Origin of the sequence: Aeromonas sp. QDB62, from assembly GCF_027705695.1 — a bacterium.
In the GTDB taxonomy this organism is placed as follows: Bacteria; Pseudomonadota; Gammaproteobacteria; order Enterobacterales; family Aeromonadaceae; genus Aeromonas; species Aeromonas allosaccharophila.
In genome coordinates this window covers 50473-72425 of sequence record NZ_JAPDCD010000023.1, presented here as the reverse complement: position 1 = coordinate 72425, position 21953 = coordinate 50473, and the positions used below count along the sequence as shown (strand labels likewise).

20 protein-coding genes and 1 tRNA gene are annotated in these 21953 nt (G+C 60.1%); 15 read left to right on the top strand and 6 right to left on the bottom strand.

What is annotated here, in order from left to right; all coding sequences use genetic code 11:
* Positions 1 to 12: 12 nt before the first annotated feature.
* The 8 genes from OKC27_RS13130 to OKC27_RS13095 all read left to right on the top strand — a co-directional run bounded on the left by OKC27_RS13130 (position 13) and on the right by OKC27_RS13095 (position 7765).
* Positions 13 to 1374 carry an aspartate aminotransferase family protein gene (locus tag OKC27_RS13130; RefSeq protein ID WP_182938482.1) on the top strand — a complete coding sequence of 454 codons (1362 nt, stop codon included), beginning with the start codon at positions 13 to 15 and terminating at the stop codon, positions 1372 to 1374.
* Positions 1375 to 1427: 53 nt separating this feature from the next.
* Positions 1428 to 2525: a polyamine ABC transporter substrate-binding protein gene (locus OKC27_RS13125; protein WP_082628350.1), complete on the top strand. Its 1098-nt coding sequence runs from the start codon at positions 1428 to 1430 to the stop codon at positions 2523 to 2525.
* A 119-nt stretch (positions 2526 to 2644) separates the two neighbouring features.
* On the top strand, positions 2645 to 3730 hold the full coding sequence (locus tag OKC27_RS13120) for a polyamine ABC transporter substrate-binding protein (protein WP_058052463.1): 1086 nt from the start codon (positions 2645 to 2647) through the stop codon (positions 3728 to 3730).
* 77 nt (positions 3731 to 3807) lie between these two features.
* Complete coding sequence (gene potA / locus OKC27_RS13115) at positions 3808 to 4962, top strand: polyamine ABC transporter ATP-binding protein (protein ID WP_024945572.1); 1155 nt, start codon at positions 3808 to 3810, stop codon at positions 4960 to 4962.
* Positions 4959 to 5864: an ABC transporter permease subunit gene (locus OKC27_RS13110; RefSeq protein ID WP_042059538.1), complete on the top strand. Its 906-nt coding sequence runs from the start codon at positions 4959 to 4961 to the stop codon at positions 5862 to 5864. The genes potA and OKC27_RS13110 overlap by 4 nt, the downstream gene beginning before the upstream one ends.
* A gap of 73 nt (positions 5865 to 5937) precedes the next feature.
* Positions 5938 to 6783, top strand: a complete 846-nt coding sequence (locus tag OKC27_RS13105; protein WP_404974317.1) for an ABC transporter permease subunit — start codon at positions 5938 to 5940, stop codon at positions 6781 to 6783.
* A gap of 45 nt (positions 6784 to 6828) precedes the next feature.
* Positions 6829 to 7533 carry an MOSC domain-containing protein gene (locus OKC27_RS13100; protein ID WP_182938481.1) on the top strand — a complete coding sequence of 235 codons (705 nt, stop codon included), beginning with the start codon at positions 6829 to 6831 and terminating at the stop codon, positions 7531 to 7533.
* Between the two features lie 155 nt (positions 7534 to 7688).
* Positions 7689 to 7765: transfer RNA gene (locus tag OKC27_RS13095), tRNA-Pro, on the top strand.
* Positions 7766 to 8313: 548 nt separating this feature from the next.
* Here OKC27_RS13095 and OKC27_RS13090 read toward each other — a convergent pair.
* On the bottom strand, positions 8314 to 8841 hold the full coding sequence (locus OKC27_RS13090; protein WP_005356927.1) for an AbiTii domain-containing protein: 528 nt from the start codon (positions 8839 to 8841) through the stop codon (positions 8314 to 8316).
* Positions 8842 to 8965: 124 nt separating this feature from the next.
* On the bottom strand, positions 8966 to 9430 hold the full coding sequence (locus OKC27_RS13085; RefSeq protein ID WP_182938480.1) for a thioesterase family protein: 465 nt from the start codon (positions 9428 to 9430) through the stop codon (positions 8966 to 8968).
* Positions 9431 to 9563: 133 nt separating this feature from the next.
* Here OKC27_RS13085 and recQ point away from each other — a divergent pair, with 133 nt between their 5' ends.
* Positions 9564 to 11399 (top strand): ATP-dependent DNA helicase RecQ, encoded by a 1836-nt coding sequence (gene recQ / locus OKC27_RS13080; protein WP_182938479.1) that lies wholly within the window; start codon positions 9564 to 9566, stop codon positions 11397 to 11399.
* Positions 11400 to 11467: 68 nt separating this feature from the next.
* Here recQ and OKC27_RS13075 read toward each other — a convergent pair whose 3' ends face one another.
* On the bottom strand, positions 11468 to 11770 hold the full coding sequence (locus tag OKC27_RS13075; protein ID WP_182938478.1) for a c-type cytochrome: 303 nt from the start codon (positions 11768 to 11770) through the stop codon (positions 11468 to 11470).
* A gap of 105 nt (positions 11771 to 11875) precedes the next feature.
* Between OKC27_RS13075 and OKC27_RS13070 the strand changes: the two genes are divergently transcribed.
* From OKC27_RS13070 to OKC27_RS13060, 3 genes are all read left to right on the top strand, one after another.
* Positions 11876 to 13303, top strand: a complete 1428-nt coding sequence (locus OKC27_RS13070; protein ID WP_182938477.1) for a protein adenylyltransferase SelO — start codon at positions 11876 to 11878, stop codon at positions 13301 to 13303.
* Positions 13304 to 13313: 10 nt separating this feature from the next.
* Positions 13314 to 13601 (top strand): DUF3630 family protein, encoded by a 288-nt coding sequence (locus OKC27_RS13065; RefSeq protein WP_182938476.1) that lies wholly within the window; start codon positions 13314 to 13316, stop codon positions 13599 to 13601.
* 159 nt (positions 13602 to 13760) lie between these two features.
* Positions 13761 to 14435 carry a 7-cyano-7-deazaguanine/7-aminomethyl-7-deazaguanine transporter gene (locus tag OKC27_RS13060; RefSeq protein ID WP_042059239.1) on the top strand — a complete coding sequence of 225 codons (675 nt, stop codon included), beginning with the start codon at positions 13761 to 13763 and terminating at the stop codon, positions 14433 to 14435.
* Between the two features lie 269 nt (positions 14436 to 14704).
* Here OKC27_RS13060 and rraA read toward each other — a convergent pair whose 3' ends face one another.
* Positions 14705 to 15190 (bottom strand): ribonuclease E activity regulator RraA, encoded by a 486-nt coding sequence (gene rraA / locus OKC27_RS13055; protein WP_005340678.1) that lies wholly within the window; start codon positions 15188 to 15190, stop codon positions 14705 to 14707.
* A 147-nt stretch (positions 15191 to 15337) separates the two neighbouring features.
* Between rraA and OKC27_RS13050 the strand changes: the two genes are divergently transcribed.
* Both OKC27_RS13050 and OKC27_RS13045 read left to right on the top strand, forming a co-directional pair.
* Complete coding sequence (locus OKC27_RS13050; RefSeq protein ID WP_042656931.1) at positions 15338 to 17191, top strand: methyl-accepting chemotaxis protein; 1854 nt, start codon at positions 15338 to 15340, stop codon at positions 17189 to 17191.
* A gap of 122 nt (positions 17192 to 17313) precedes the next feature.
* Complete coding sequence (locus OKC27_RS13045) at positions 17314 to 17964, top strand: chromophore lyase CpcT/CpeT (RefSeq protein WP_270806351.1); 651 nt, start codon at positions 17314 to 17316, stop codon at positions 17962 to 17964.
* Between the two features lie 100 nt (positions 17965 to 18064).
* Here OKC27_RS13045 and rpmE read toward each other — a convergent pair whose 3' ends face one another.
* Complete coding sequence (gene rpmE, locus OKC27_RS13040; RefSeq protein ID WP_005340673.1) at positions 18065 to 18280, bottom strand: 50S ribosomal protein L31; 216 nt, start codon at positions 18278 to 18280, stop codon at positions 18065 to 18067.
* A 147-nt stretch (positions 18281 to 18427) separates the two neighbouring features.
* Here rpmE and priA point away from each other — a divergent pair, with 147 nt between their 5' ends.
* Positions 18428 to 20635 (top strand): primosomal protein N', encoded by a 2208-nt coding sequence (gene priA, locus OKC27_RS13035; protein WP_182938475.1) that lies wholly within the window; start codon positions 18428 to 18430, stop codon positions 20633 to 20635.
* Between the two features lie 64 nt (positions 20636 to 20699).
* On the opposite strand, the gene OKC27_RS13030 is transcribed toward priA, so the two are convergent.
* Positions 20700 to 21791, bottom strand: coding sequence for a hypothetical protein (locus tag OKC27_RS13030; protein WP_182938474.1), 1092 nt, complete (start codon positions 21789 to 21791; stop codon positions 20700 to 20702).
* Between the last annotated feature and the right edge of the window lie 162 nt (positions 21792 to 21953).

Here is a 21953-nt window from a genome sequence, read left to right as displayed (position 1 = left end):
GAGGAGCAACAAATGCAGCAGACAACCCGTGAGTGGCAACAGCTGGATGCCAGCCACCACCTGCACCCCTTTACCGACTTTCAGGCCCTGAACAAGAAGGGCTCGCGCATCATTACCAAAGCCAGCGGCGTCTATCTGGAGGATTCCGATGGCCACCGTATTCTCGACGGCATGGCGGGCCTGTGGTGCGTCAATATGGGCTATGGCCGCCAGGAGCTGGTGGATGCCGCTACCCGCCAGATGCAGCAGTTGCCCTACTACAACCTGTTCTTCCAGACCGCTCACCCGCCGGTGATCGAGCTGGCGACCCTGCTGGCCGAAGTCACGCCGTCGCACCTCAACCACGTCTTCTTTACCGGCTCCGGCTCCGAGTGCAACGACACCGTGCTGCGGATGGTGCGCCACTACTGGGCCAGCCAGGGGCAGCCTGATAAACAGGTAATCATCAGCCGTCACAACGCCTATCACGGCTCTACCGTGGCGGGGGCGAGTCTGGGCGGCATGAAGGGGATGCATGCCCAGGGGGGCCTGCCCATCCCCGGCATAGTGCACATCGACCAGCCCTACCACTTCGGTGAGGGACAGGGGATGAGCGCCCACGAGTTCGGGCTGGAGCGGGCCCGTCAGCTGGAGCAGAAGATTCTGGAGCTGGGGGTGGACAAGGTGGCCGCCTTTATCGGCGAGCCGATCCAGGGGGCGGGTGGCGTCATCATTCCGCCTGACAGCTACTGGCCGGAGATCCAGCGCATCTGCGATCACTACGGCATCCTGCTGATCGCCGACGAGGTGATCTGCGGGTTTGGCCGCACCGGCCACTGGTTTGCCAGCGAAGGGTTTGGCATCAAGCCGGATCTGATGTGTCTGGCCAAGGGGATCACCTCCGGTTATCTGCCGCTCGGCGCTGTGATGGTGAGCGACCGGGTCGCCAAGGGGCTGGTGGAGGAGGGGGGCGAGTTCAACCACGGCTTCACCTACTCGGGCCATCCGGTCTCCTGCGCGGTGGCGGTTGCCAATATCCAGCTTATGCAGAAAGAAAGCATAGTTAAGCGGGTGCATGATACCATCGGCCCCTATTTGCAGCGCCGCTGGGCCGAGCTGGCCGATCATCCGCTGGTAGGGGAAACCCGTGGCCGCGGGCTGGTGGCCGCGCTGGAAATTGTGCAGGACAAACAGACCAACCGGCGTTTCCCGGCGCAGGCAAATGCGGGGATGACCTGTCGGGAGTTCTGCTTTAACAATGGCTTGGTGATGAGGGCGGTAGGCGATACCATGATCATATCGCCCCCCTTGGTGATCACCGAGGAACAGGTTGATGAATTGGTCGATCTGGCCAGGCGCAGTCTGGATCTGACAGCCGAAAAGCTGAAAGGTTGAGGTGGGTCGGGCAGGTTGGCATGCGCATACAATTTGCTTAGGAGACAAGGATGATGTCTTTCAAAACAGGAGTGATCGCTGCCTCTGTGGCTCTGGTCATGGCAAGTGCCGGAGCAATGGCTGAAGAGAAGGTGCTGCACGTTTACAACTGGAGCGACTATATCGCGCCGGATACCCTGGATAACTTCCAGAAAGAGACGGGCATCAAGGTGGTGTATGACGTATTCGACAGCAACGAGGTGCTGGAAGCCAAATTGCTGGCGGGTAGCTCGGGCTACGATATCGTGGTGCCATCCAACCCCTTCCTGGCCAAACAGATCAAGGCGGGCGTGTTCCAGAAGCTGGACAAGTCCAAGCTCTCCAACTGGCAAAATATGGATCCCGGCCTGCTCAAGGCGCTCGAGCCGAGCGATCCGGGTAACCAGTACTCCATCCCCTATCTGTGGGGCACCATCGGCTATGCCTACAACGCCGAGAAGGTGAAAGCCGTGCTGGGGGCCGATGCCCCGGTCAACTCCTGGGATCTGGTGTTCAAGCCGGAGAACATGGCCAAGTTGAAAGAGTGTGGCGTCTCCTTCCTCGATTCACCGACCGAAATGCTGCCGGCCGCCTTGCAATACCTGGGCTTCAAACCGGATAGCCAGAAACCGGCCGAGCTGAAGAAGGCAGAGGAGCTGTTCCTCTCGATCCGCCCCTATACCGCCTATTTCCACTCCTCCAAGTACATCTCGGATCTGGCCAACGGCAACCTTTGCGTCGCGGTCGGTTACTCCGGTGACTTGCAGCAGTCCAAGGCGCGGGCAGCCGAGGCCAACAATGGCGTGGCGCTGACCTACACCATTCCGAAAGAGGGGGCGGGCAGCTTCTTTGACATGATCGCCATTCCGGCTGATGCCAAGAACGTCGAGGCCGCCCACACCTTCATCAACTATCTGATGAAGCCCGAGGTGATCGCCAGTATCACCAACGTGGTGCAGTTCCCTAACGGCAACAAGGCGGCAACCCCGCTGGTGGATGAGGCGATCCGCACCGATCCGGGTATCTACCCCGATGCGGCAACCCTGCAGAAGATCTACACCTTCCCGGATCTGCCGGCCAAGGTGCAGCGAGTGATGACTCGCAGCTGGACCAAGATCAAGTCCGGCAAGTAAGTAACGAATACCCCTCCCGGTCCGCAGTTCGGCCGGGAGGGTAGTGATGCCATCCATCCGGATGGGCCGCGCGAATGGATGCGCAGACGGTCAACCACTGCAACAGGAGAACTGACACCGTGAAGACAACCAAATTGCTAACCATAGCGCTGACCATGGGATTGGCGAATGTGGCTCAGGCTGCGCCAGAGCTGCACTTCTACAACTGGTCAGACTATATCGGCGAGACCACCCTCAGCGATTTCCAGCAGGCGACCGGGATCAAGACCGTCTATGACGTGTTTGACTCCAACGAAACCCTGGAAGGCAAGTTGCTGACGGGGCGGACCGGTTACGATTTGGTGGTGCCTTCCAATAATTTCCTGGCCAAACAGATAGAGGCGGGAGCGTTCCAGAAGCTGGACAAATCCCTGCTGCCCAATATGGCCAATCTGGATCCCGTGCTGCTCAAGCAGCTCGACAAGGTCGATCCGGGTCATCAATACGCGGTGCCCTATCTGTGGGGAACCAACGGCATCGGCTACAACGTCGACAAAATCAAGGCGGTGCTGGGGGTCGACAAGATTGACTCCTGGGCGGCCATCTTCGAACCGGAAAACATGGCGAAACTCTCTCGCTGCGGCGTCGCTTTCCTCGACTCCGCCGACGAGATGATCCCTGCTGCCCTCAACTACCTCGGACTCGATCCAAACAGCCACGAACAGGCTGATATCAAACAGGCCGAGGCGCTGCTGCTCAAGGTGCGGCCCTATGTGACCTACTTTCACTCCTCCAAATACATCGGCGATCTCGCCAATGGCGATATCTGCGTGGCAGCCGGTTTTTCCGGCGACATCCTGCAGGCCGCTGCCCGCGCCGATGAAGCTGGCAAGGGGGTGAAGATTGCCTACAGCATTCCGAAAGAGGGGGGCAATCTCTGGTTCGACATGATGGCGATTCCGGCTGATGCCACCAATGTCAAAGAGGCGCACGCCCTCATCAACTACGTCCTGCAGCCCGAAGTGATTGCCAAGGTCAGCAACTATGTGGGCTATGCCAATCCCAATGCCAAAGCGGCAGCGTTTATGGATGAAAAAGTGCGTGACGACGAGTCTGTTTATCCACCACAGCCGGTGCTGGCGAGGCTTTATGTGTCGCAGACACACCCTCGCGCAGTGATGCGGCTGATGACCCGGAGTTGGAACAAGATCAAGTCCGGAACCTAACCTTGGTGCCCTTCGGGGGCGCCAAATCGCTTTTATGAATCGGCCGCGAGGTCGGTATCACGTTGGGGAGTTTGGTAATGGCGATAGCCTCCAGTGCCTACAAGAAAGCCCTCGAGGGCAGTCAGCAGCGCAAAGAAGTGCTGGTGAAGATTGATCGGGTAAGCAAGCAGTTCGACGAAACGCTGGCGGTCGATAACGTATCTCTCAATATCCACAAGGGCGAGATTTTCGCCCTGCTCGGCGGTTCCGGTTCCGGCAAATCGACCCTGCTGCGGATGCTGGCCGGTTTCGAGCGTCCGACCGAGGGGCGGCTGTTCCTCGATGGGGTCGATATCACCGACATGCCGCCTTACGAGCGCCCCATCAACATGATGTTCCAGTCCTACGCCCTGTTCCCCCATATGACGGTGGCGCAGAACATTGCCTTCGGCCTCAAGCAGGATGGCCTGCCCAAGGCGGAGGTCGATGCCCGGGTGGAGGAGATGCTCAAGCTGGTGCAGATGACCCAGTATGCCCGTCGCAAGCCGCACCAGCTCTCCGGTGGTCAACGCCAGCGGGTGGCGTTAGCCCGCTCGCTGGCCAAGCGTCCCAAGTTGTTGCTGCTCGATGAACCCATGGGGGCGCTCGACAAGAAGCTGCGATCCAAGATGCAGCTGGAGCTGGTGGAGATCATCGAGCGGGTCGGCGTGACTTGCGTCATGGTGACCCACGATCAGGAAGAGGCCATGACCATGGCGGAGCGGATCGCCATCATGCACCTCGGCTGCATCGAGCAGATCGGCAGCCCGATGGATATCTACGAGACTCCGGCCAGTCGGCTGGTGTGCGAGTTCATCGGCAACGTCAACCTGTTCGACGGCCTGCTGGTGGAGGATGAGCAGGACCACGCCACCATCGCCTGCGCCGATCTGGAGCAGCCCATCTATGTGGGCCACGGCATCAGCTCCCGCGCCGAGAACAAGAAGGTGACCTACGCCCTGCGGCCGGAAAAACTGCTGATGAGTCTGCAAAAGCCGGAGGAGATCGAGCACCCGGACTTCAACTGGACCAAGGGCGAGGTCTATGACATCGCCTATCTGGGCGGTCACTCGGTTTATCACATCCAGCTGCCCTCGGGCAAAATCGTTCAGGCTTTCATCGCCAATGCCGAACGCCACGGCAAGCGGCCAACCTGGGATGACCAGGTGTTCCTCTACTGGGAAGATGACAGCGGCGTGGTGCTGCAATCATGAAGTTCTTGCAACGACTGAAGCGGGTCGGGGGGCGCCGGCTGGTGATCGGCATCCCCTTCTTCTGGCTGTTCCTCTTCTTCCTGCTGCCCTTCGTCATCGTGGTGAAGATCAGCTTCGCGGAAGCGGATGTGGCGATCCCGCCCTACACCGATGTAGTGAGCTGGGCCGACAATCAGCTCACCATCCTGCTCAACATGGGCAACTACCTGCTGCTGCAGGAGGATGAGCTCTATATCGCCGCCTATCTGGGCTCCCTCAAGATGGCGTTCATCAGCACCCTGCTCTGCCTGCTGATTGGCTATCCGATGGCTTACTCCATCGCGCGGGCCAACAAGGAGACCCAGACCGTGCTGCTGCTGCTGATCATGATGCCGACCTGGACCGCCATCCTGATCCGGGTCTATGCGTGGATGGGGATCCTCAGCAACAACGGCCTGCTCAACAGCGTCTTGCTGGGGATCGGGGTGATCGACGAGCCGCTGCAGATCCTCAACACCAACCTGGCGGTCTATATCGGTATCGTTTACTCCTACCTGCCGTTTATGGTGCTGCCGCTCTACGCCAATCTGGTCAAGCATGACCAGAGCCTGCTGGAGGCGGCCTCCGATCTCGGTGCCCGCAACCTGACCCGCTTCTGGCGGATCACGGTGCCGCTCTCCAAGAACGGCATTATCGCTGGCTGCATGCTGGTGTTCATTCCGGTAGTGGGGGAGTTCGTTATCCCCGAAATGCTGGGCGGCCCGGAGACCCTGATGATCGGTAAGGTGCTGTGGCAGGAGTTCTTCAACAACCGCGACTGGCCGGTTGCCTCTGCGCTGGCGGTGGTGATGCTGGCGGTGCTGATCATTCCGATCATCCTCTTCAACCGTAACCAGGCCAAAGAGCTGGAGGGCAAAGCATGATGAAAACAGCGTTGTTCAATCCCGTATCCAGCTGCTGCAACCGTAACCAGTTCAGAGCGCTGGAGGACAAGGCATGATGAAGCGTTTCGGTTTTGCCAAACTGATGCTCTGGCTGGGGTTGCTGTTTATCTACCTGCCCATGGTCATCATGGTGATCTACTCCTTCAACGCCTCCAAGCTGGTGACGGTGTGGGGTGGTTGGTCGCTCAAGTGGTACTTCGGCCTGCTCGATAACAAGCAGCTGATCGGGTCTGTGTTCCGCTCGCTGGAGATCGCCTTCTACACCGCCATCGCCGCGGTGGCGCTGGGGACGGTGGCGGCCTTCGTGCTGACCCGAATTCCCCACTTCCGTGGTCGTACCCTGTTCGGCGGCATGGTGACGGCGCCGCTGGTGATGCCCGAGGTGATCACCGGTCTGTCGCTGCTGCTGCTGTTCGTGGCGATGGCCCAACTGGTGGGCTGGCCCGCCGAGCGGGGCATGCTGACCATCTGGATCGCGCACACCACCTTCTGTACCGCCTACGTGGCGATCGTGGTGTCAGCGCGGTTGCGGGAGCTGGATCTCTCCATTGAGGAGGCTGCCATGGATCTCGGTGCCAAGCCGTGGAAGGTGTTCTTCCTGATCACCATCCCGATGATCGCCCCCTCGCTGGCGGCAGGCGGCATGATGTCGTTCGCCCTGTCGCTGGATGATCTGGTGCTGGCGAGTTTCGTCTCCGGCCCGGGCTCCACCACCCTGCCGATGGAGGTCTTCTCGGCGGTGCGACTCGGCGTGAAACCCGAGATCAACGCGGTGGCCAGCCTGATCCTGCTGTCGGTATCGCTGTTTACTTTCGGTAGCTGGTATCTGATGGCCAGGGCGGAGAAGCGCCGTCGTGCCGAGATCGCTATGACCACCCAGATGCAGGCCGTCGTCTGACGGCATGCTAAGATCCGCCTACTCTCGTCAATCTGGAGGATGAGTATGCGGATCTCCCTTTTTAGTGGTCGTGGCACCGAGCTGGTGCCCGGCCTCACCAGCGCCATTCACAAGCAACCGATCTCTGCACTAGTTCGCTGTACCTTTGCCGGTCTGGAAGGGGATGAACAGTGTGACCAGCGCCACCACGGTGGCCCGGATCGGGCGCTCCACTACTATCCGGCCGACCACTACCTCTGGTGGCAGACCTGGCAAACCGCGCTGGGCATGCCTGTGCCACGCACACCCTGGCAACCTGCCGCTTTTGGCGAGAATCTCTCCGGTATCGGGCTGACCGAGGCGCAAGCCTGCATCGGCGATGTCTATCGACTCGGTGAGGCGCTGATCCAGATCAGCCAGCCGAGATCCCCCTGTTTCAAGCTCAACCAGCGCTTTGGCTATGGCCAGATGTCGCAGGTGATGCAGCTGGGTGGCCGCTGTGGCTGGCTACTGCGGGTGCTGGAGGAGGGCATGATCGCGCCAGACGCGGCCATGGAGCTGATAGACAGGCCCTATCCCGATCTGACGGTGAAGCGCACGGCGGATATCCTGTTCAATCAGGTGCGCAACGAGGCGGATCTGCTGCTGTTGCTGGAAAATCCGGCCCTCTCGCCAAACTGGCGCCAGCATGCAGCCGACTGGCTGGAGCATGGCACTGTGGCTGACTGGCAGCGCCGTCTGCTGGGGCCAGCCCCCCTGCGATTGGTCTGACTCTGGGTTGCCGGAATGTCACCAACTGGCTGCATCCAGGTAAACGGGTGAAAGGAGTGCTGAATAGTTGAGCGAATGGCACTTTTTTTCCTGCCAAATGCAGAAAAGGCTTGTGTCGGGTCGGGGCTTTCGGTAAATTCCCGTCCCGCAGACATCGGTGTGTAGCGCAGCTTGGTAGCGCACTTCGTTCGGGACGAAGGGGTCGGAGGTTCGAATCCTCTCACACCGACCAAATTTGAAAAGGCCGCTCAATAGAGCGGCCTTTTTGCATTGGCTTTCCGCCGCGGGTTACTCTTTTCTCTGCCGACCTGCCGACCTGCCGACCTGCCGACCTGCCGACCTGCCGACCTGCCGACCTGCCGACCTGCCGACCTGCCGATAGGCCAAGGCTCTACGAGCTATGATTGCCTGTTTGTGTTGCGGATTCACGGCGCGCGGCGCCACATTTGCCTATCCGCTATCCGCTATCCGCTATCCGCTATCCGCTATCCGCTATCCGCTATTCGTTTTAGGCTTGTGATGGCAACCCACTTTTCCCGGCCGGAAGGGGATAGAGATGCGATAAGTCGGTGGGATATGGGAGGGCGGGTAAAGATTGGATATAAGCAGAGGGTGCTTATTGGGCATGGGGCTGTCGATAGTGTGGCGGCTGCGGAAATTAAAAGGGCCACCGCTCGGTGGCCCATCGGTGGAGTCTGATCCTGACTCCGGCACTCTAGATTGTGGCAATCTCGCTATGGGTCTTGTCTATGGTGCCCTCCTTGCGCGCCAGGCGCTTACTCAGATATGCCAGTGCTGATGCCGCAAAGCCTTGAAACTGTGTTGAGGCAGCAAGGCCGCGTGCTTGGGGTACTCACTAATGAAATGTTCTATTCCCTCCATCAGTTGTGCACGTAATGAAATCACGGGCTCATGCCAGGCTTGCAGGCATAAATGACCGGGGATCAACTGCTCCTGATAATCTTCCAGCAGCTGTTCTGGCCAAGGTTCAATACCGGAATTGCGTTGCAGTAAATAGTGGGCGGCGGGTTCACGGGCATAAATGAACTGAATTTGGGCCAGATCGCGTTGGCATAGCGTTTGACTGTTGATGTGACAGGTCAAATATTTTCCCGTTTTCAGATCCAGAAAGTGACCGCGTTGCCGACAGGGAACGATGCGATACCAAGGCAGGGGTGAGGAGAGAGAATACCCCTCAAGCTCCTGTTCCAACCAGTGGCGACACTCGGGTGTCTGCACCTCGTCGAGCATGGACTCGAGCTGTGTCAACAAGGCTCTGGATGGTTTGATGGCCAGTTTCGCACTCATCGCCTGCAATCCTCCCTCTGCACACAATCCCGACTATCAGTATGGACCTTGTTCGGCCAGAGGGGGTAAGGAATCTAATGATTAAAAGTGGATTAGCAGCGTGGTTTTTATGCACTAATTTGGTTCAACCCACCAGATAGGTGCCGGTGCCGAAGGCGATGTGGGTGCCCTCTTCGTTGTGCAGCTCCATCCGGGCGACGGCCACCTTGCTGCCCGCCCGGATGATGTGGGCGGTGGCGATAAACTCGTTGCCGCGCCCCGGGCGCAGGTAATCCACCCGTAGATCGATGGTGCCGAGGCGGGCGAAGCGCTCCTTGAGATAGCTGGGGGAGAACTCCTCCAGCTCGTCGATGCAGGAGGCGGCGACGATCATGCCGCCCGCTACATCGAGCAGCGTGGCGGTGACGCCGCCGTGCAAGATGTTGTGAAAGGGGTTGCCGATCAGCTTCTCATCCATCTTGATGCGCAGCTCCACCTTGTCGAAGTCGTAGTGGGTCACCTGCATGCCGAGCAGCTTGTTGAACGGCATCTTCTCGGCAAACAGGTTGGCAATGCCACTGAGCGCCATCTTCTTGAGCATCTGTTTCATTCTCTGATCCCAATCCTTGTCATCAAAGCCGAGTAAAAACTCCAGCCAGTCTGCAACAGTTCCTTAACAGTCGCAATGGCAGGTTTATTGTGGGCGGCGGCTGCTTTAGAATGGCGACCCCAAAGGAGAGCCCATGACCGCGATTGCCGAAACCCTGCCAGATCCTCAGCCAGAGAGTCCGCTTGCCTTGCTGCAGGCGGTCTTCGGCTATCAGCAGTTTCGGCCGGGGCAGCTCGAGATCATCGAGCAGATCGTCGCGGGGCGCGATGCACTGGTGCTCAAACCCACCGGCGGCGGCAAGTCGCTCTGCTACCAGATCCCGGCGCTGCTGCGGCCCGGGCTCGGGGTGGTGGTCTCCCCCCTTATTTCGCTGATGAAGGATCAGGTCGACAGCCTGCGCGCCAACGGTGTGGCGGCGGTCTACATCAACTCGGCCCTGAGCCGGGAGGAGATGATCCAGAACTTCGCCGCCATGCGCCGCGGCGAAATAAAGATCGTCTACGTCTCCCCCGAGCGCTTGCTGCAGCACGAATTTATGGACCGGCTGGCCGAGCTGCCGCTCGGGCTGTTCGCCATCGACGAGGCGCACTGTGTCTCCCAGTGGGGCCACGATTTCCGGCCGGAATACGCGGCGCTGGGCCGGCTAAAACAGTGGTTCCCGCAGGTGCCGGTGGTGGCGCTCACCGCGACCGCCGACGAGGCGACCCGCAGCGATATGCTGCACCGGCTCGAGCTGAACGACCCCTTTATTCACACCGCCAGCTTTGACAGACCCAATATCCGCTACAGCCTGGTGGAGAAATTCAAGGCGGCGGAGCAGCTGCTGCGCTACGTGCAGAGCCAGAAGGGCAACTGCGGCATCGTCTACTGCTCCAGCCGCAACCGGGTGGAGGAGGTGGCCGAGCGGCTATCCCGCCACGGTTGCAAGGCGGCGCCCTATCATGCGGGGCTGCCGCTCGAGCAGCGCCAGCAGACGCAGGATGCCTTCCTCAAGGATGACATCGAGATAGTGGTGGCGACGGTGGCGTTCGGCATGGGCATCGACAAGCCCAATGTGCGCTTCGTGGTGCACTACGACATCCCGAAGAACATCGAATCCTACTATCAGGAAACCGGTCGCGCCGGTCGCGATGGCACCCCGGCCGAGGCGTTGCTGCTCTACGATCCTGCCGATATCGGTCGGGTGCGCCGCCTGCTCGACAACATCGAGAATCCCCAACAGCTGCAGGTGGAGCAGTACAAGCTCAACGTAATGGCAGCCTTTGCCGAGGCGCAAACCTGCCGCCGTCAGGTGCTGCTCAACTACTTCGGCGAGTACAACGACAAGCCGTGCGGCAACTGCGATATCTGCCTCGATCCGCCCAAGAGCTATGACGGTACCGAAGATGCCCAGAAGGCGCTCTCCTGCGTCTGGCGGGTGGGGCAGAATTTCGGGGTGGGTTATGTGGTGGAGGTGCTGCGCGGTTCCCTCAACCAGCGCATCAAGGATCACGGCCACGACAAGCTCTCGACCTATGGCATCGGCAAGGATCAGAGCCACGAATACTGGATGAGCGTGATCCGCCAGCTGATCCACAAGGGGCTGCTGACCCAGAACATCACCCGCAATCTGGTGCTGCAGCTGACCGAAGCGGCCCGCCCTGTGCTGCGTGGCGAGGTGAAGCTGGAGTTGGCGGTGCCCCGCCTGCAGCCTATCTCCAGCCGCAAAGAGAAGCGCAACGGCCTGCTCGACAACGCCAACTACGACAAGCGGCTGTTCAAGGAGTTGCGCGGCCTGCGCAAGCAGATTGCCGAGGACGAAGAGGTGCCGCCCTACGTAGTGTTCAACGATGCGACCCTGGTTGAGATGGCTCAGCTGATGCCGATGACCGAAGACGAGATGCTGGCCATCAACGGCGTCGGTCACCGCAAGCTGGAACGCTTCGGCGAAGCCTTTATGGACCTTATCATCGACTACTGCCGCCGGTAGGGTCGATTAGCGAAGCGTAATCGACCACTGTAAGCGCGGCTCGGAAGAACCTAGGGTCAGACGCGAGGTTATTTCAGGCTGGCGTAGAAGGCTGCCAGATTGTCGATATCCGCCTCGGTCAGCGGCGCCATGAAGGGGTCCATCAAGGGCTCTTTGCGGGTGCCATCCTTGAACGCTTTCAACTGCTTCACCAGATAGGCGGGATTCTGACCCGCCAGATGGGGATAGTTGGGGATCATCGCCTTGCCTTCCACGCCGTGACAGGCGGCACAGACCGCCGCTTTGGCTTTGCCAGCTTCGATATCGGCAGCCTTGGCCTGATGACCCCACGCCAGTGCCAGCAAAGGCAGGGCATATACCCATTTTTGCATCTTCTTCTCCTTGAATTGAAAAATGATGGTTGCCAGTGAGCACAAGCGTGGCTGACGGCAGTATAAAGAGTGACACGAGCATACGCAGGGACGAATGGCACAACCATGAAGCTGATCAACACTTTTGCGACCGAGTTGCCCTGGGCCTGTGAGTCTGTGGCCCCTCAGCCGCTGCAGCAACCCCGGTTGCTTCATCTCAACCGGGCTTTGCTGGCAGAGTTGGGGCTGGGAGGCGTCAGCGAGGCGGACTGGATTGCCTGCTGTGGCGAGGGAAAAGTGCTGCCCGGTATGCAGCCGGTGGCGCAGGTCTATGCGGGCCATCAGTTCGGGGGTTACAGCCCTCGGCTCGGGGATGGCCGGGCGCTGCTGTTGGGTGAGCTGCATGCTCCGGATGGCAGCCGCTGGGATCTCCATCTGAAGGGGGCGGGTAAAACGCCGTTCTCCCGTTTTGGCGACGGCCGCGCCGTGCTCCGCTCCAGCATTCGCGAGTATCTCGCCTCAGAAGCACTCCATGCCCTCGGCATCCCGACCACCCGGGCGCTGGTGCTGGTGGGGAGTCAGGAGCCCGTTTACCGGGAACAGGTGGAGACGGGGGCGACCGTGCTGCGAACCGCTCCCAGCCATCTGCGCTTTGGTCATATCGAGTATTTCGCCTGGAGCGGGCAGGGGGAGAAGATCCCGCCGCTCATCGATTATCTACTGCGCCACCACTTCCCCGAGCAGGAGAATGGCGCCGAACTGTTTGCCGAGGTAGTGCGTCGCACCGCGCGGCTGATTGCCAAATGGCAGGCGGCGGGCTTCTGTCACGGGGTGATGAACACCGACAACATGTCGCTGCTCGGCCTGACGCTGGATTACGGCCCCTATGGCTTTATCGATGCCTACGTGCCCGATTTTGTCTGCAATCACTCGGATCCGGCGGGTCGTTACGCGCTGGATCAGCAGCCCGCGGTCGGTTACTGGAATCTGCAAAAGCTGGCGCAGGCGCTGGCGGGGCATGTCGCCGGTGATGCGCTGGCTGCGGCGCTGGCCCAGTACGAACAGCAGCTGATGTTGCACTACTCCGAACTGATGCGGGCCAAACTCGGGCTGGCGGTGTGGGAGGAGGATGACCCTGCGCTGTTCCGCGAGCTGTTCCGGCTGCTGGCGGCTAACAAGGTCGATTACCACCTGTTCCTGCGTCGTCTCGGTGAAGTGACGCAAGAGGGAGCGTGGCCCGCGTCTCTGCTGGCCCTGTTGCCTGATCCGCGGGGTTGGCAGGCGTGGCTGGAGCGCTATCGGGCGCGGTTGGTGCGCGAAGGAAGCGTGGATGCCGTGCGCAAGGCGCAGATGGATGCCATCAATCCCAAGTATGTGCTGCGCAATGCGCTGGCCCAGCAGGTGATCGACGCAGCCGACGCAGGGGATATGCAGCCGTTCGAACGGCTGTTCGCCGCCCTGCAGCGCCCCTGTGATGAACAACCCGAATATGAGGATCTCGCCACCCCGGCGCCGGCATGGTATTGCGGTGGTGAGCTATCCTGCAGCAGCTGAGAGACAGGGAATGAGTTGGCAGATCAAACAGGTAGATAACGAAGCTGGCGTGGTGACGCTGGATTGCCCGGCGCTCGACTGGGACACGTTTCCGGTGTTGGCGCAGGCCTTGCTGCAAGAGTGGGAGTTGCTGCCGCTCGAGCAGGATGTGGGGGCCGACCGCCACAGCTGGCTGCTGGCGTTTGAAGGGAGCCAGTTCCGGCTGGAGTATGAACACTACAGCGGTTGCTGGCTGGAGGCGGTGCACCCTGCGGATCGGGAGGTGTTGCTCTGGCTCGCCAGGCAACACAAAGAGTAACCATCGCCCGCAAGGCCTGCTCTGCGGCTGGTCAATCCGGGCGCGTATCATCGCATAAAGATTGAACTATCGATTTGGGGGCGTATAATCTCGCCCCTCGATTATCGCCAATGGTGGCGGTATGGGTTCCCTAACCCCATTAACCAAAAAGGTCACAAGATGAATCTGACCCCTGCGCAGTACCAAACGGCGCTTGTTCGCCTGTCGTTGTTCCACATCCTGATCATTGCCAGCAGCAACTATCTGGTGCAGCTGCCGATCACCGTGTTTGGCTTCCATACCACCTGGGGTGCGTTCAGCTTCCCGTTTATCTTCCTGGCGACTGACTTGACGGTGCGGATCTTCGGGGCCGGTCTGGCGCGCAAGATCATTCAGACCGTGATGCTGCCTGCGCTGGCGGTCTCCTATGCGCTCTCCGTGCTCTTCTTCGAAGGGAGCTTCCAGGGTGTTGGCAATCTGGCCGAATTCAATCTGTTTGTGGCACGCATCGCGCTGGCCAGCTTTATGGCCTATCTGGTGGGTCAGTTCATGGATGTGGTGGTGTTCAATCGACTGCGCCTGATGAAAGCCTGGTGGGTTGCCCCGGCGGCGTCCACCCTGTTCGGTAATCTGGTCGATACCATCGCCTTCTTCAGTGTGGCCTTCTGGCGCACCACAGATCCTTTCATGGCAGAGCACTGGGTCGAGATCGCAACCGTCGATTACGTATTCAAGTTACTGATAAGCCTTGGTTTGTTCGTGCCGCTCTACGGCGTCTTGCTGCGTTACCTCAGCCGCAAGCTGGTGGGCGAGGCCGGATTATCCAGCCTGCAGACGGCCACCCGACAAGCCTGACGAGATTGACCACCCTTCGCGGTGGTCAATTTTTTTGCACTTTCTGCAAATAGGGCTTGCCTAGTTAAATGAGAATGATTATTGTTAACTTGTTTTCCGGGAAAGACTTCATTCGTTCCAACGTGATGGACTTCTTGTGAAGGCACGACATTGCTCACATTGCTTCCAGTTAAGGGCCAGTTTATCTGGCCCTCTTTTTTGTCTTTTTTCAGCAAATTGCAGCCATAAAAAACGGGAGCCAAGGCTCCCGTCGTCACGCTGTCTGTGGCTTACTCGATGTCGAGTGCCTCGGGTGAGAGGATCACCCCTGTGGTATCGGCGTAGAGGTGGTCGTCAGGCAGGAAAGTCACGCCACCGAAGTTGACCGGCAGATCAGTCTCCCCTACATCCTTGCTGTCGGCACCGACCGGAATGGCTGCCAGCGCCTGAATGCCGATATCCAGATCTTCCAGAATATCGACCTCGCGGACGCAACCGTAGCAGACAATCCCTTCCCAATCGTTCTCGGCCGCTGTCGTGGCGATGTCGCTGTCGATCAGGGCACGGCGCATGGAGCCACCGCCATCGATCAGCAAGACGCGCCCCAGTCCATTCTCTTTGACGAGTTCACGGATCAGGCCATTCGATTCGAAGCATTTGACTGTGGTGATGACGCCGCCGAAAGAGGCGCGGCCGCCGAAGGAGCAGAGCATGGGTTCGAGTACATCCACCATGTCCTGATAGATGTCGCACAATTCTGAAGTGTTGTATTCCATAGTGTCAAATCCACGGCTGGAAACAGGTGCAACCAGTATAAGGAGTGGGTGTGGCATTTCAATGAATATTCCTTGCACAGATCACCCGTCGCCGCTTTTCTGCATAAGCTCAATGCAGTCCATTGCCTGGTTTGCGAGAGGTCCATCGTGCTGATACGTCATAAATTGATCCTGAATACGGTGCTGGTGGCGATTGCCATGCTGGTACTGAGCGGCCTGTTTCTCTACTCCAGTCAGGTCAGTCGCCATCTGGCCGATGCCCAGCGCAATGTGGATCAGTTGGAGATCGCCATGCTCAATCTGCGGCGTGCCGAGAAGGATTTTGTGATCCGCAAGGAGATGACCTTCGTCGATCAGTTCAATAAAGTGCTGGCGAGTTTCCATACGCTCAACCGCACTCTGAGTGCCGATGACAATATCAGCGTGGTGCATGGTGAGCTGACCCGGCTGGATCAGCAGATGGGGGCCTATGGCAGCGCCTTCAGCGCCCTGGTCGCTCAGCAGCAGAAGATAGGGCTGGGGCCGGAAGATGGTCTCTATGGCAAATTGCGGGCCGCAGTGCATGAGGTGGAAGATGGTCTCAAGCAGCTGGATCAGCAGGGGCTGCTCATCACCATGCTGCAACTGCGGCGGGCGGAGAAGGACTTCATGCTGCGCTCCGACATCCAGTATCTGGATCGCTTCGAGACCTTGCACAAGAGCTTTCAGGATAGTCTTGCCGCTCTGCCGGAGGCGGATCGCGGCAAGCTGGAGCAGGCCAGCAAGCAATACCGGCAGGACTTTGTCGCCCTGGTGCAGGGGATGCAGGTGCTGGGTCTGAAAGAGGGTGAGGGGCTGCGCAACCAGATGCGGGATCTGGTGCATCAAACCGAGCAGGGGTTTGCGACCGTTGACCAGCACATTGTCGATGAACTGGAGCGGCAGACCGCTCGCCTCAACAGCCTGATGCTGGTCTGTGGCGGGGTGATTATCGTGCTGATCGGCATCATGAGCGTGCTGCTCGGCCGCAGCATCGACCGCCCCATCACCCGGGTGAACGAGACGGTCAATCGCATTCGTCAGGATAATGACTTGCGGCTGAAAATCGAGTTGCAGGGGGCTGATGAAATGGCCCAGCTGGCGGGTAATCTGGACGTGATGCTGGGCGGATTCCGCACCCTGATCGGCGATGTGAAGCAGAGTGTTCATACCCTGACGGAGGCAGCCGATCACCTCTCGGCCAACGTCCAGCGCACCAGCGAGGGGGCGGCGCGCCAGTTGCAGGAGACCGACATGGTGGCGACCGCCTCCACCGAGATGGGATCCACCATCGAAGAGATCGCCCGCAATACCGAACAGGCCGCCAACAATGCCCAGACCACCAACAACAAGGCGATGGAGGGGCGCACAGCGGTCGAAAATACGGTCAGCCAGATCCGCTCGCTGGCGGGCAATCTGGAAAGCTCGTCCAGGGAGGTGGGACAACTGCAAAAAGAGAGCGAGACCATCGGCTCGGTGCTGGATGTGATCAGGGGGATTGCCGAGCAGACCAATCTGCTGGCGCTCAATGCGGCTATCGAGGCGGCCCGTGCGGGGGATCAGGGTCGTGGCTTTGCGGTAGTAGCCGACGAAGTACGCAGCCTCGCCATTCGCACCCAGAAATCGACCCAGGAGATCGCCGGCATCATCAGCTCCCTGCAAAAGCAGACCGGCAGCATCGTCGAGATGATGGCGACCTGCCGCGAGCAGGGCAACCGCAGCTCGGAGCAGGCTAGCACCGCAGGGGAGCTGTTGGGACAGATCACCCAGGATGTCACTCACATCATGGATATGAGCACCCAGATCGCGGCGGCCATCGAACAGCAGAGTCTGGTGGCCAACGAGGTGAACCGCAACGTCAACAACATCCGCGACATTGCCCAGGAGTCCAGCACCATGGCGGAGGAAAATGCCAAATCCAGTGATGGGCTCAACAAGCAGGCGCAACTGTTGAATCAGGCGGTGGCGAAATACCGGGTTTAGTGACCGGACTGACATCTTTGCGAGGTTTTCACATCAGAGTGGCAATGATTTGATCGTAATGGCTGTTATTGGGGGCATTCGCTCATATAATCGCCGCCACTATGATGATTCGGAAGGATTCGATGGCAAAGTTGCTGGTGGCCGTATTCGGGCTGTTCTGCACCTGTCTGGTGCTGGCAGGCCCGGCACCCCAGGCCACCCCACTCAAGCCAGGCATGGAGCCGCTGCTCAGCTGGTTCAACGGGGCCTTTACGAGCCGGGAGCAGGCCAGTTACGACAGCCGTTTCACCAGTGCCGAGCTGCGCCTGATGGAGATCTGGCCCGGCTATCAGAGCTATCGCTGGGTCTACGCCGAACAGTACCTGAGCCTGCGCTCCATCCGCCCGTTCCGCCAGCGTATCTACCGTTTCTCCCCCGCCCCTGATGGACGGATCCTGATGGCCGAACTGACCATGCCCCGGGCCACCGATTTTGCCGGCGCCTGGCACGATCCCTCCCTGCTCGACAGCCTGACCCCTCAGCAGCTCTCCTTGCGCCACGGTTGCGAGATCTGGCTGACCCGCACCCCGTCCGGCGAGTATGCCGGTCACACCCGGGTGGGCCACTGCTCCACCGATTTTGGTGGTGCCAGTACTCTGGTGCAGCATATCTGGATTGGCCCCGACAGCGTCAGATTGCTGGATCGAGCCTATGACAACGAAGGGCGGTCGCGTTGGGGCAGCCCGGGTGAGGGGTATGTCTATTTGCGTCGTTCCAGAGGATTTGGCCAGTAGGCGTGAATGCATCTAGCTGCGGGAACGTGAAGGAAGAAAAACGGGGATCGTAAAAAAGGCGCCCGATGGGCGCCTTTTTCAGAATTCTTCAGAAGTAAAATTACTTCTTGGTGGTCATCGCACCGAAACGCTTGTTGAACTTGTCTACGCGGCCGCCGCTAGAAACTTCTTTCTGCTTGCCGGTGTAGAACGGGTGGCACTCGGAGCACACGTCCAGGTTCAGATCTTTACCGATGGTAGAGAAAGTGTTGATGACGTTACCGCAAGAGCACTTGGCGGTGATGGCTACGTAGTCAGGATGGATACCAGCTTTCATGGACAACCTCAATTAATAGGCCGTGTCGCCATCCGATCTCTCGTCGGACACCACACGATTGTTGAACACAGTTTCAAAGGCTGCGAATAATATAGGAAATGCCTGAGATCAGGCAAGTGGCTTCGCAGAAAAAATAGGCAACCCCTGGTGAATTCTTCCCAAACGCTGGATCTGGTTCGTGTCGCTGTCCCGGTACCGTTACGCCGTCACTTCGACTATCTCTCTCCCCTGCCGTTACCTGCCCCCGGTTGCCGGGTCGAGATCCCTTTTGGTCCCCAGACCCTGGTCGGGCTGGTGGTGGATCATCCGGCCGACAGCCAGGTGCCCCGCAACAAGCTCAAGCCCATCAAGCGGGTACTCGATGCGACGCCGGTGCTGGGGCCGGATATTCTGGCGCTGATGAACTGGAGCGCCAGCTATTACCAGCATCCGCTGGGGGAGGTGTTGCCTCATGCCCTGCCGGTGCTGGTGCGCAAGGGGGAGCCTGCCGCCTATCGCGAGCTGGAGTTCTGGTTTGCCACCGAGGCCGGCATGGCCATCGACCTTAACGAGCTCAAGCGGGCGGCCAAGCAGCAGCAGGCGCTCGCCTTGCTGCGCAAGGGGCCACAGACGCCATCTGCCCTCAAGCAGGAGGAGATCCAGAGCGCCGCACTCACTGCGCTGGAGAAGAAAGGCTTGCTGGAGAGGCGCTCGCTGGAGCCGAGCCACGACGGCGACTGGGCATCCCGTTTCGAGCCGGGGGAGGGGCTGCGCCTCAACGGTGAGCAGGCATTGGCTGTCTCCGCCGTAACCAGCCAGAGCGACAAGTTCGGTGCCTTCCTGCTCGATGGCATCACCGGCTCCGGCAAGACCGAGGTCTACCTGAGCATCCTCGAGCCGTTGCTCAAGGCGGGCAAGCAGGCGCTGGTGATGGTGCCGGAGATCGGTCTCACCCCGCAGACCATCAACCGCTTCCGCCGCCGCTTCAACGTGCCGGTGGTGGCGATGAACTCCGCCATGAACGACCGGGAGCGGCTCGATGCCTGGCTCGCCTGCCGCGACGGCGGAGCTGCCATCCTGATCGGCACCCGCTCTGCGGTGTTCACCCCGTTTCACAACCTCGGCATCATCATCATCGACGAGGAGCACGACGGCTCCTTCAAGCAGCAGGACGGTTTCCGCTACCACGCGCGGGATCTGGCGGTGATGCGGGCTCATCGTGCCGGCATTCCGATCCTGCTCGGCTCGGCCACCCCGTCGCTGGAGACATTGCACAACGCCCGCAGCGGCAAGTATCACCACCTCAGCCTGACTCGCCGTGCCGGTAACGCCCAGACTGCCCGTCAGGTGATCCTGGATATCAAAAACGTGCGGTTGCAGGCCGGGCTCTCCCCCCAGCTGGAGCAGTTGATGGCAGAGCATCTGGCGGCGGGCAATCAGGTGATGCTGTTTCTCAACCGCCGTGGCTATGCCCCGGCCCTTATCTGCCACCAGTGCGGCTGGAGCGCTGCTTGTGAGCGGTGTGATGCCTGGTACACCTGGCATCAGGCTGGGCGACGACTGCATTGCCACCACTGCGACAGCGTGCGCCCGCTGCCCCACAGCTGCCCCGAGTGTGGCAGCAACGAGTTGATTGGCTCTGGAGTGGGAACCGAGCAGCTGGAACAGCTGCTCACCACGGTGTTCCCCCAATACCCGGTGGTGCGCATCGATCGGGACAACACCCGCCGCAAGGGGGAGCTGGAGACCCATCTCGGCGACATCAAGGCGGGCAAGTACAAGATCCTGATCGGTACCCAGATGCTGGCCAAGGGCCACCACTTCCCGGATGTGACGTTAGTGGGGCTGCTGGATGTGGATGGCGCTCTATTCAGTGCCGATTTTCGCGCCGCCGAGAAGCTGGCCCAGCTCTACACCCAGGTGGCGGGGCGCGCCGGGCGCGCCAGCAAGCCCGGGCTGGTAGTGTTGCAGAGTCACCATCCGGAACATGCCCTGTTGCAGGATCTGACCCAGAACGGTTACGGCCACTTCGCAGATACCGCGCTGAAAGAGCGCCGCCTGCTGGGGTTGCCGCCATTCAGTTATCAGGGGCTGTTTCGGGCCGAGGCCAATGGCCGTGACGAGGTGCAGCTGTTCCTCGCCCGCCTCGCCGATACCCTGCGCAGCGCCCGTTATCCCCATCTGCAGGTGCTGGGGCCCATCAGCGGTTTTATGGAGCGCAAGGCGGGCAAGTTCCGCATGCAGTTGCTGGTGCAGGGGCCAAACCGGGCGCCGCTCGCGCAACTGCTGGATTGGGCGGTGAAGGAGCTGGAAGGCTGGCCGGAGACCAAAAAGGTGCGCTGGAGTCTGGATATCGACCCCACCGAGCTGAGTTGATGGCGCCGGAGCGGGTCGCTGGCAGTTATCGTCAGCGACCGGGCGGATGATTCCGTTTTAGTGCTCAGACCCGCAGATCGATCTGCTGTACCCAGCCCCCCTTACCCTGTTCGGTGAGGTAGAGGCCGGATTGGCGCAGCACTCCCTGAGTGCCGCTCTCCCCCAGATGAGTGAAGGGGGTGTCGAGAGGGTGCAGCAGGATGGCGCCGATCCCCAGCTCCACCAGCGCGATGGGGGCGTGTTCCGGATGCCAGAACTGCAGCGCTGAAAACTGGCTATCCCGCTCGTCCAGCACCCCGTTGCCATCCTCGTCGAGGGTCGCCAGCTCGCCGAAGCCATTGCCGGAGCGGGCACCAAACAGTTCGCCGCCATCGTCTATGGTGCCGTTGCCATTGCGATCCAGCGCCACGAAGCCGCTGCCTTCACTCAAGCCCGGCAGGCTATCCTCTTTGCCATCCTGATCGATATCGAAACTGACCCTCGCCTCGGTCAGATCGGCGATCTTGCCATCCAGACTGAGTACCAGCGGATCCTTGAGGGCATTGAGGGTGGTGCGCCGCTGGTTCACCTCCAGCTGACGCCAGTCGAGCACAAAGCCGAGATCGAGCTGAATAGTCTGACCATCCCGAGTCGCTACGCTGGCTGACGCCACCACGTTGAGTTGCTCCTGTTGCAGCAGGGTGTCCGTCACCTCCACCAGTTGATCCGGCTCGGCGGCCTGAGCAGCGGCGTCTCCTTGCGTCACCCCTTCACTCCCCTCTTCGGAGGGTTTGATCGGCTTGGGCAGCTCGATTTCGTGGCCCAGCATCGCCTCAATCATCAGCTTGATCAGCCGCTGGCGGTTATCCAGCCCATCGTCGGGAATACCATCCTGCTCTTTGCCGACTTCCGCTGCAGGCGGGGCGGGAGGCGTTGTCGCTTGCTGGCTGGCGGCCGATTGCCTCGCGGCTTGCAGCGTCAGGGCGCTGGCGAGGGTCAGGGTGCTGCGGCGTTCGCCTGCCGCTGCCGCGTTGTTGCCTTCTGGTGGATTGACGGCGGGTGGCACGGGCCCGAGGTTGCGCACCTTGCGGCTCTGGGCCTGCTGCTGCCGGTATTGCACCTCCCCCTGGAGGTCGTAGTGTTCGATGCGCATACGTTCGCCCTCGGCGCTATACATCTGGTCAGTTATCGACCAGGCAGTGCACAAGGCTTAACACCAAATCGGACTAATCAGGGAGGTGGTTAGTACTAGGTTGCAAGGTGGCGGCGTGGCAGGATGATGGGCATGCGGGTGCTAGCCCGTTTGCCCAAGCGCAGGGGCAACATGTGAAGAGGAAGA

Excerpts from the sequence above, each read along its gene's own strand:
- OKC27_RS13130 (WP_182938482.1), top strand. The coding sequence starts at position 13 with ATGCAGCAGACAACCCGTGAGTGGCAACAGCTGGATGCCAGCCACCAC.
- OKC27_RS13125 (WP_082628350.1), top strand. The coding sequence starts at position 1,428 with ATGTCTTTCAAAACAGGAGTGATCGCTGCCTCTGTGGCTCTGGTCATG.
- potA (WP_024945572.1), top strand. The coding sequence starts at position 3,808 with ATGGCGATAGCCTCCAGTGCCTACAAGAAAGCCCTCGAGGGCAGTCAG.
- OKC27_RS13110 (WP_042059538.1), top strand. The coding sequence starts at position 4,959 with ATGAAGTTCTTGCAACGACTGAAGCGGGTCGGGGGGCGCCGGCTGGTG.
- OKC27_RS13105 (WP_404974317.1), top strand. The coding sequence starts at position 5,938 with ATGATGAAGCGTTTCGGTTTTGCCAAACTGATGCTCTGGCTGGGGTTG.
- OKC27_RS13100 (WP_182938481.1), top strand. The coding sequence starts at position 6,829 with ATGCGGATCTCCCTTTTTAGTGGTCGTGGCACCGAGCTGGTGCCCGGC.
- OKC27_RS13090 (WP_005356927.1), bottom strand. The coding sequence starts at position 8,841 with ATGAGTGCGAAACTGGCCATCAAACCATCCAGAGCCTTGTTGACACAG.
- OKC27_RS13085 (WP_182938480.1), bottom strand. The coding sequence starts at position 9,430 with ATGAAACAGATGCTCAAGAAGATGGCGCTCAGTGGCATTGCCAACCTG.
- recQ (WP_182938479.1), top strand. The coding sequence starts at position 9,564 with ATGACCGCGATTGCCGAAACCCTGCCAGATCCTCAGCCAGAGAGTCCG.
- OKC27_RS13075 (WP_182938478.1), bottom strand. The coding sequence starts at position 11,770 with ATGCAAAAATGGGTATATGCCCTGCCTTTGCTGGCACTGGCGTGGGGT.
- OKC27_RS13070 (WP_182938477.1), top strand. The coding sequence starts at position 11,876 with ATGAAGCTGATCAACACTTTTGCGACCGAGTTGCCCTGGGCCTGTGAG.
- OKC27_RS13065 (WP_182938476.1), top strand. The coding sequence starts at position 13,314 with ATGAGTTGGCAGATCAAACAGGTAGATAACGAAGCTGGCGTGGTGACG.
- OKC27_RS13060 (WP_042059239.1), top strand. The coding sequence starts at position 13,761 with ATGAATCTGACCCCTGCGCAGTACCAAACGGCGCTTGTTCGCCTGTCG.
- rraA (WP_005340678.1), bottom strand. The coding sequence starts at position 15,190 with ATGGAATACAACACTTCAGAATTGTGCGACATCTATCAGGACATGGTG.
- OKC27_RS13045 (WP_270806351.1), top strand. The coding sequence starts at position 17,314 with ATGGCAAAGTTGCTGGTGGCCGTATTCGGGCTGTTCTGCACCTGTCTG.
- rpmE (WP_005340673.1), bottom strand. The coding sequence starts at position 18,280 with ATGAAAGCTGGTATCCATCCTGACTACGTAGCCATCACCGCCAAGTGC.
- OKC27_RS13030 (WP_182938474.1), bottom strand. The coding sequence starts at position 21,791 with ATGTATAGCGCCGAGGGCGAACGTATGCGCATCGAACACTACGACCTC.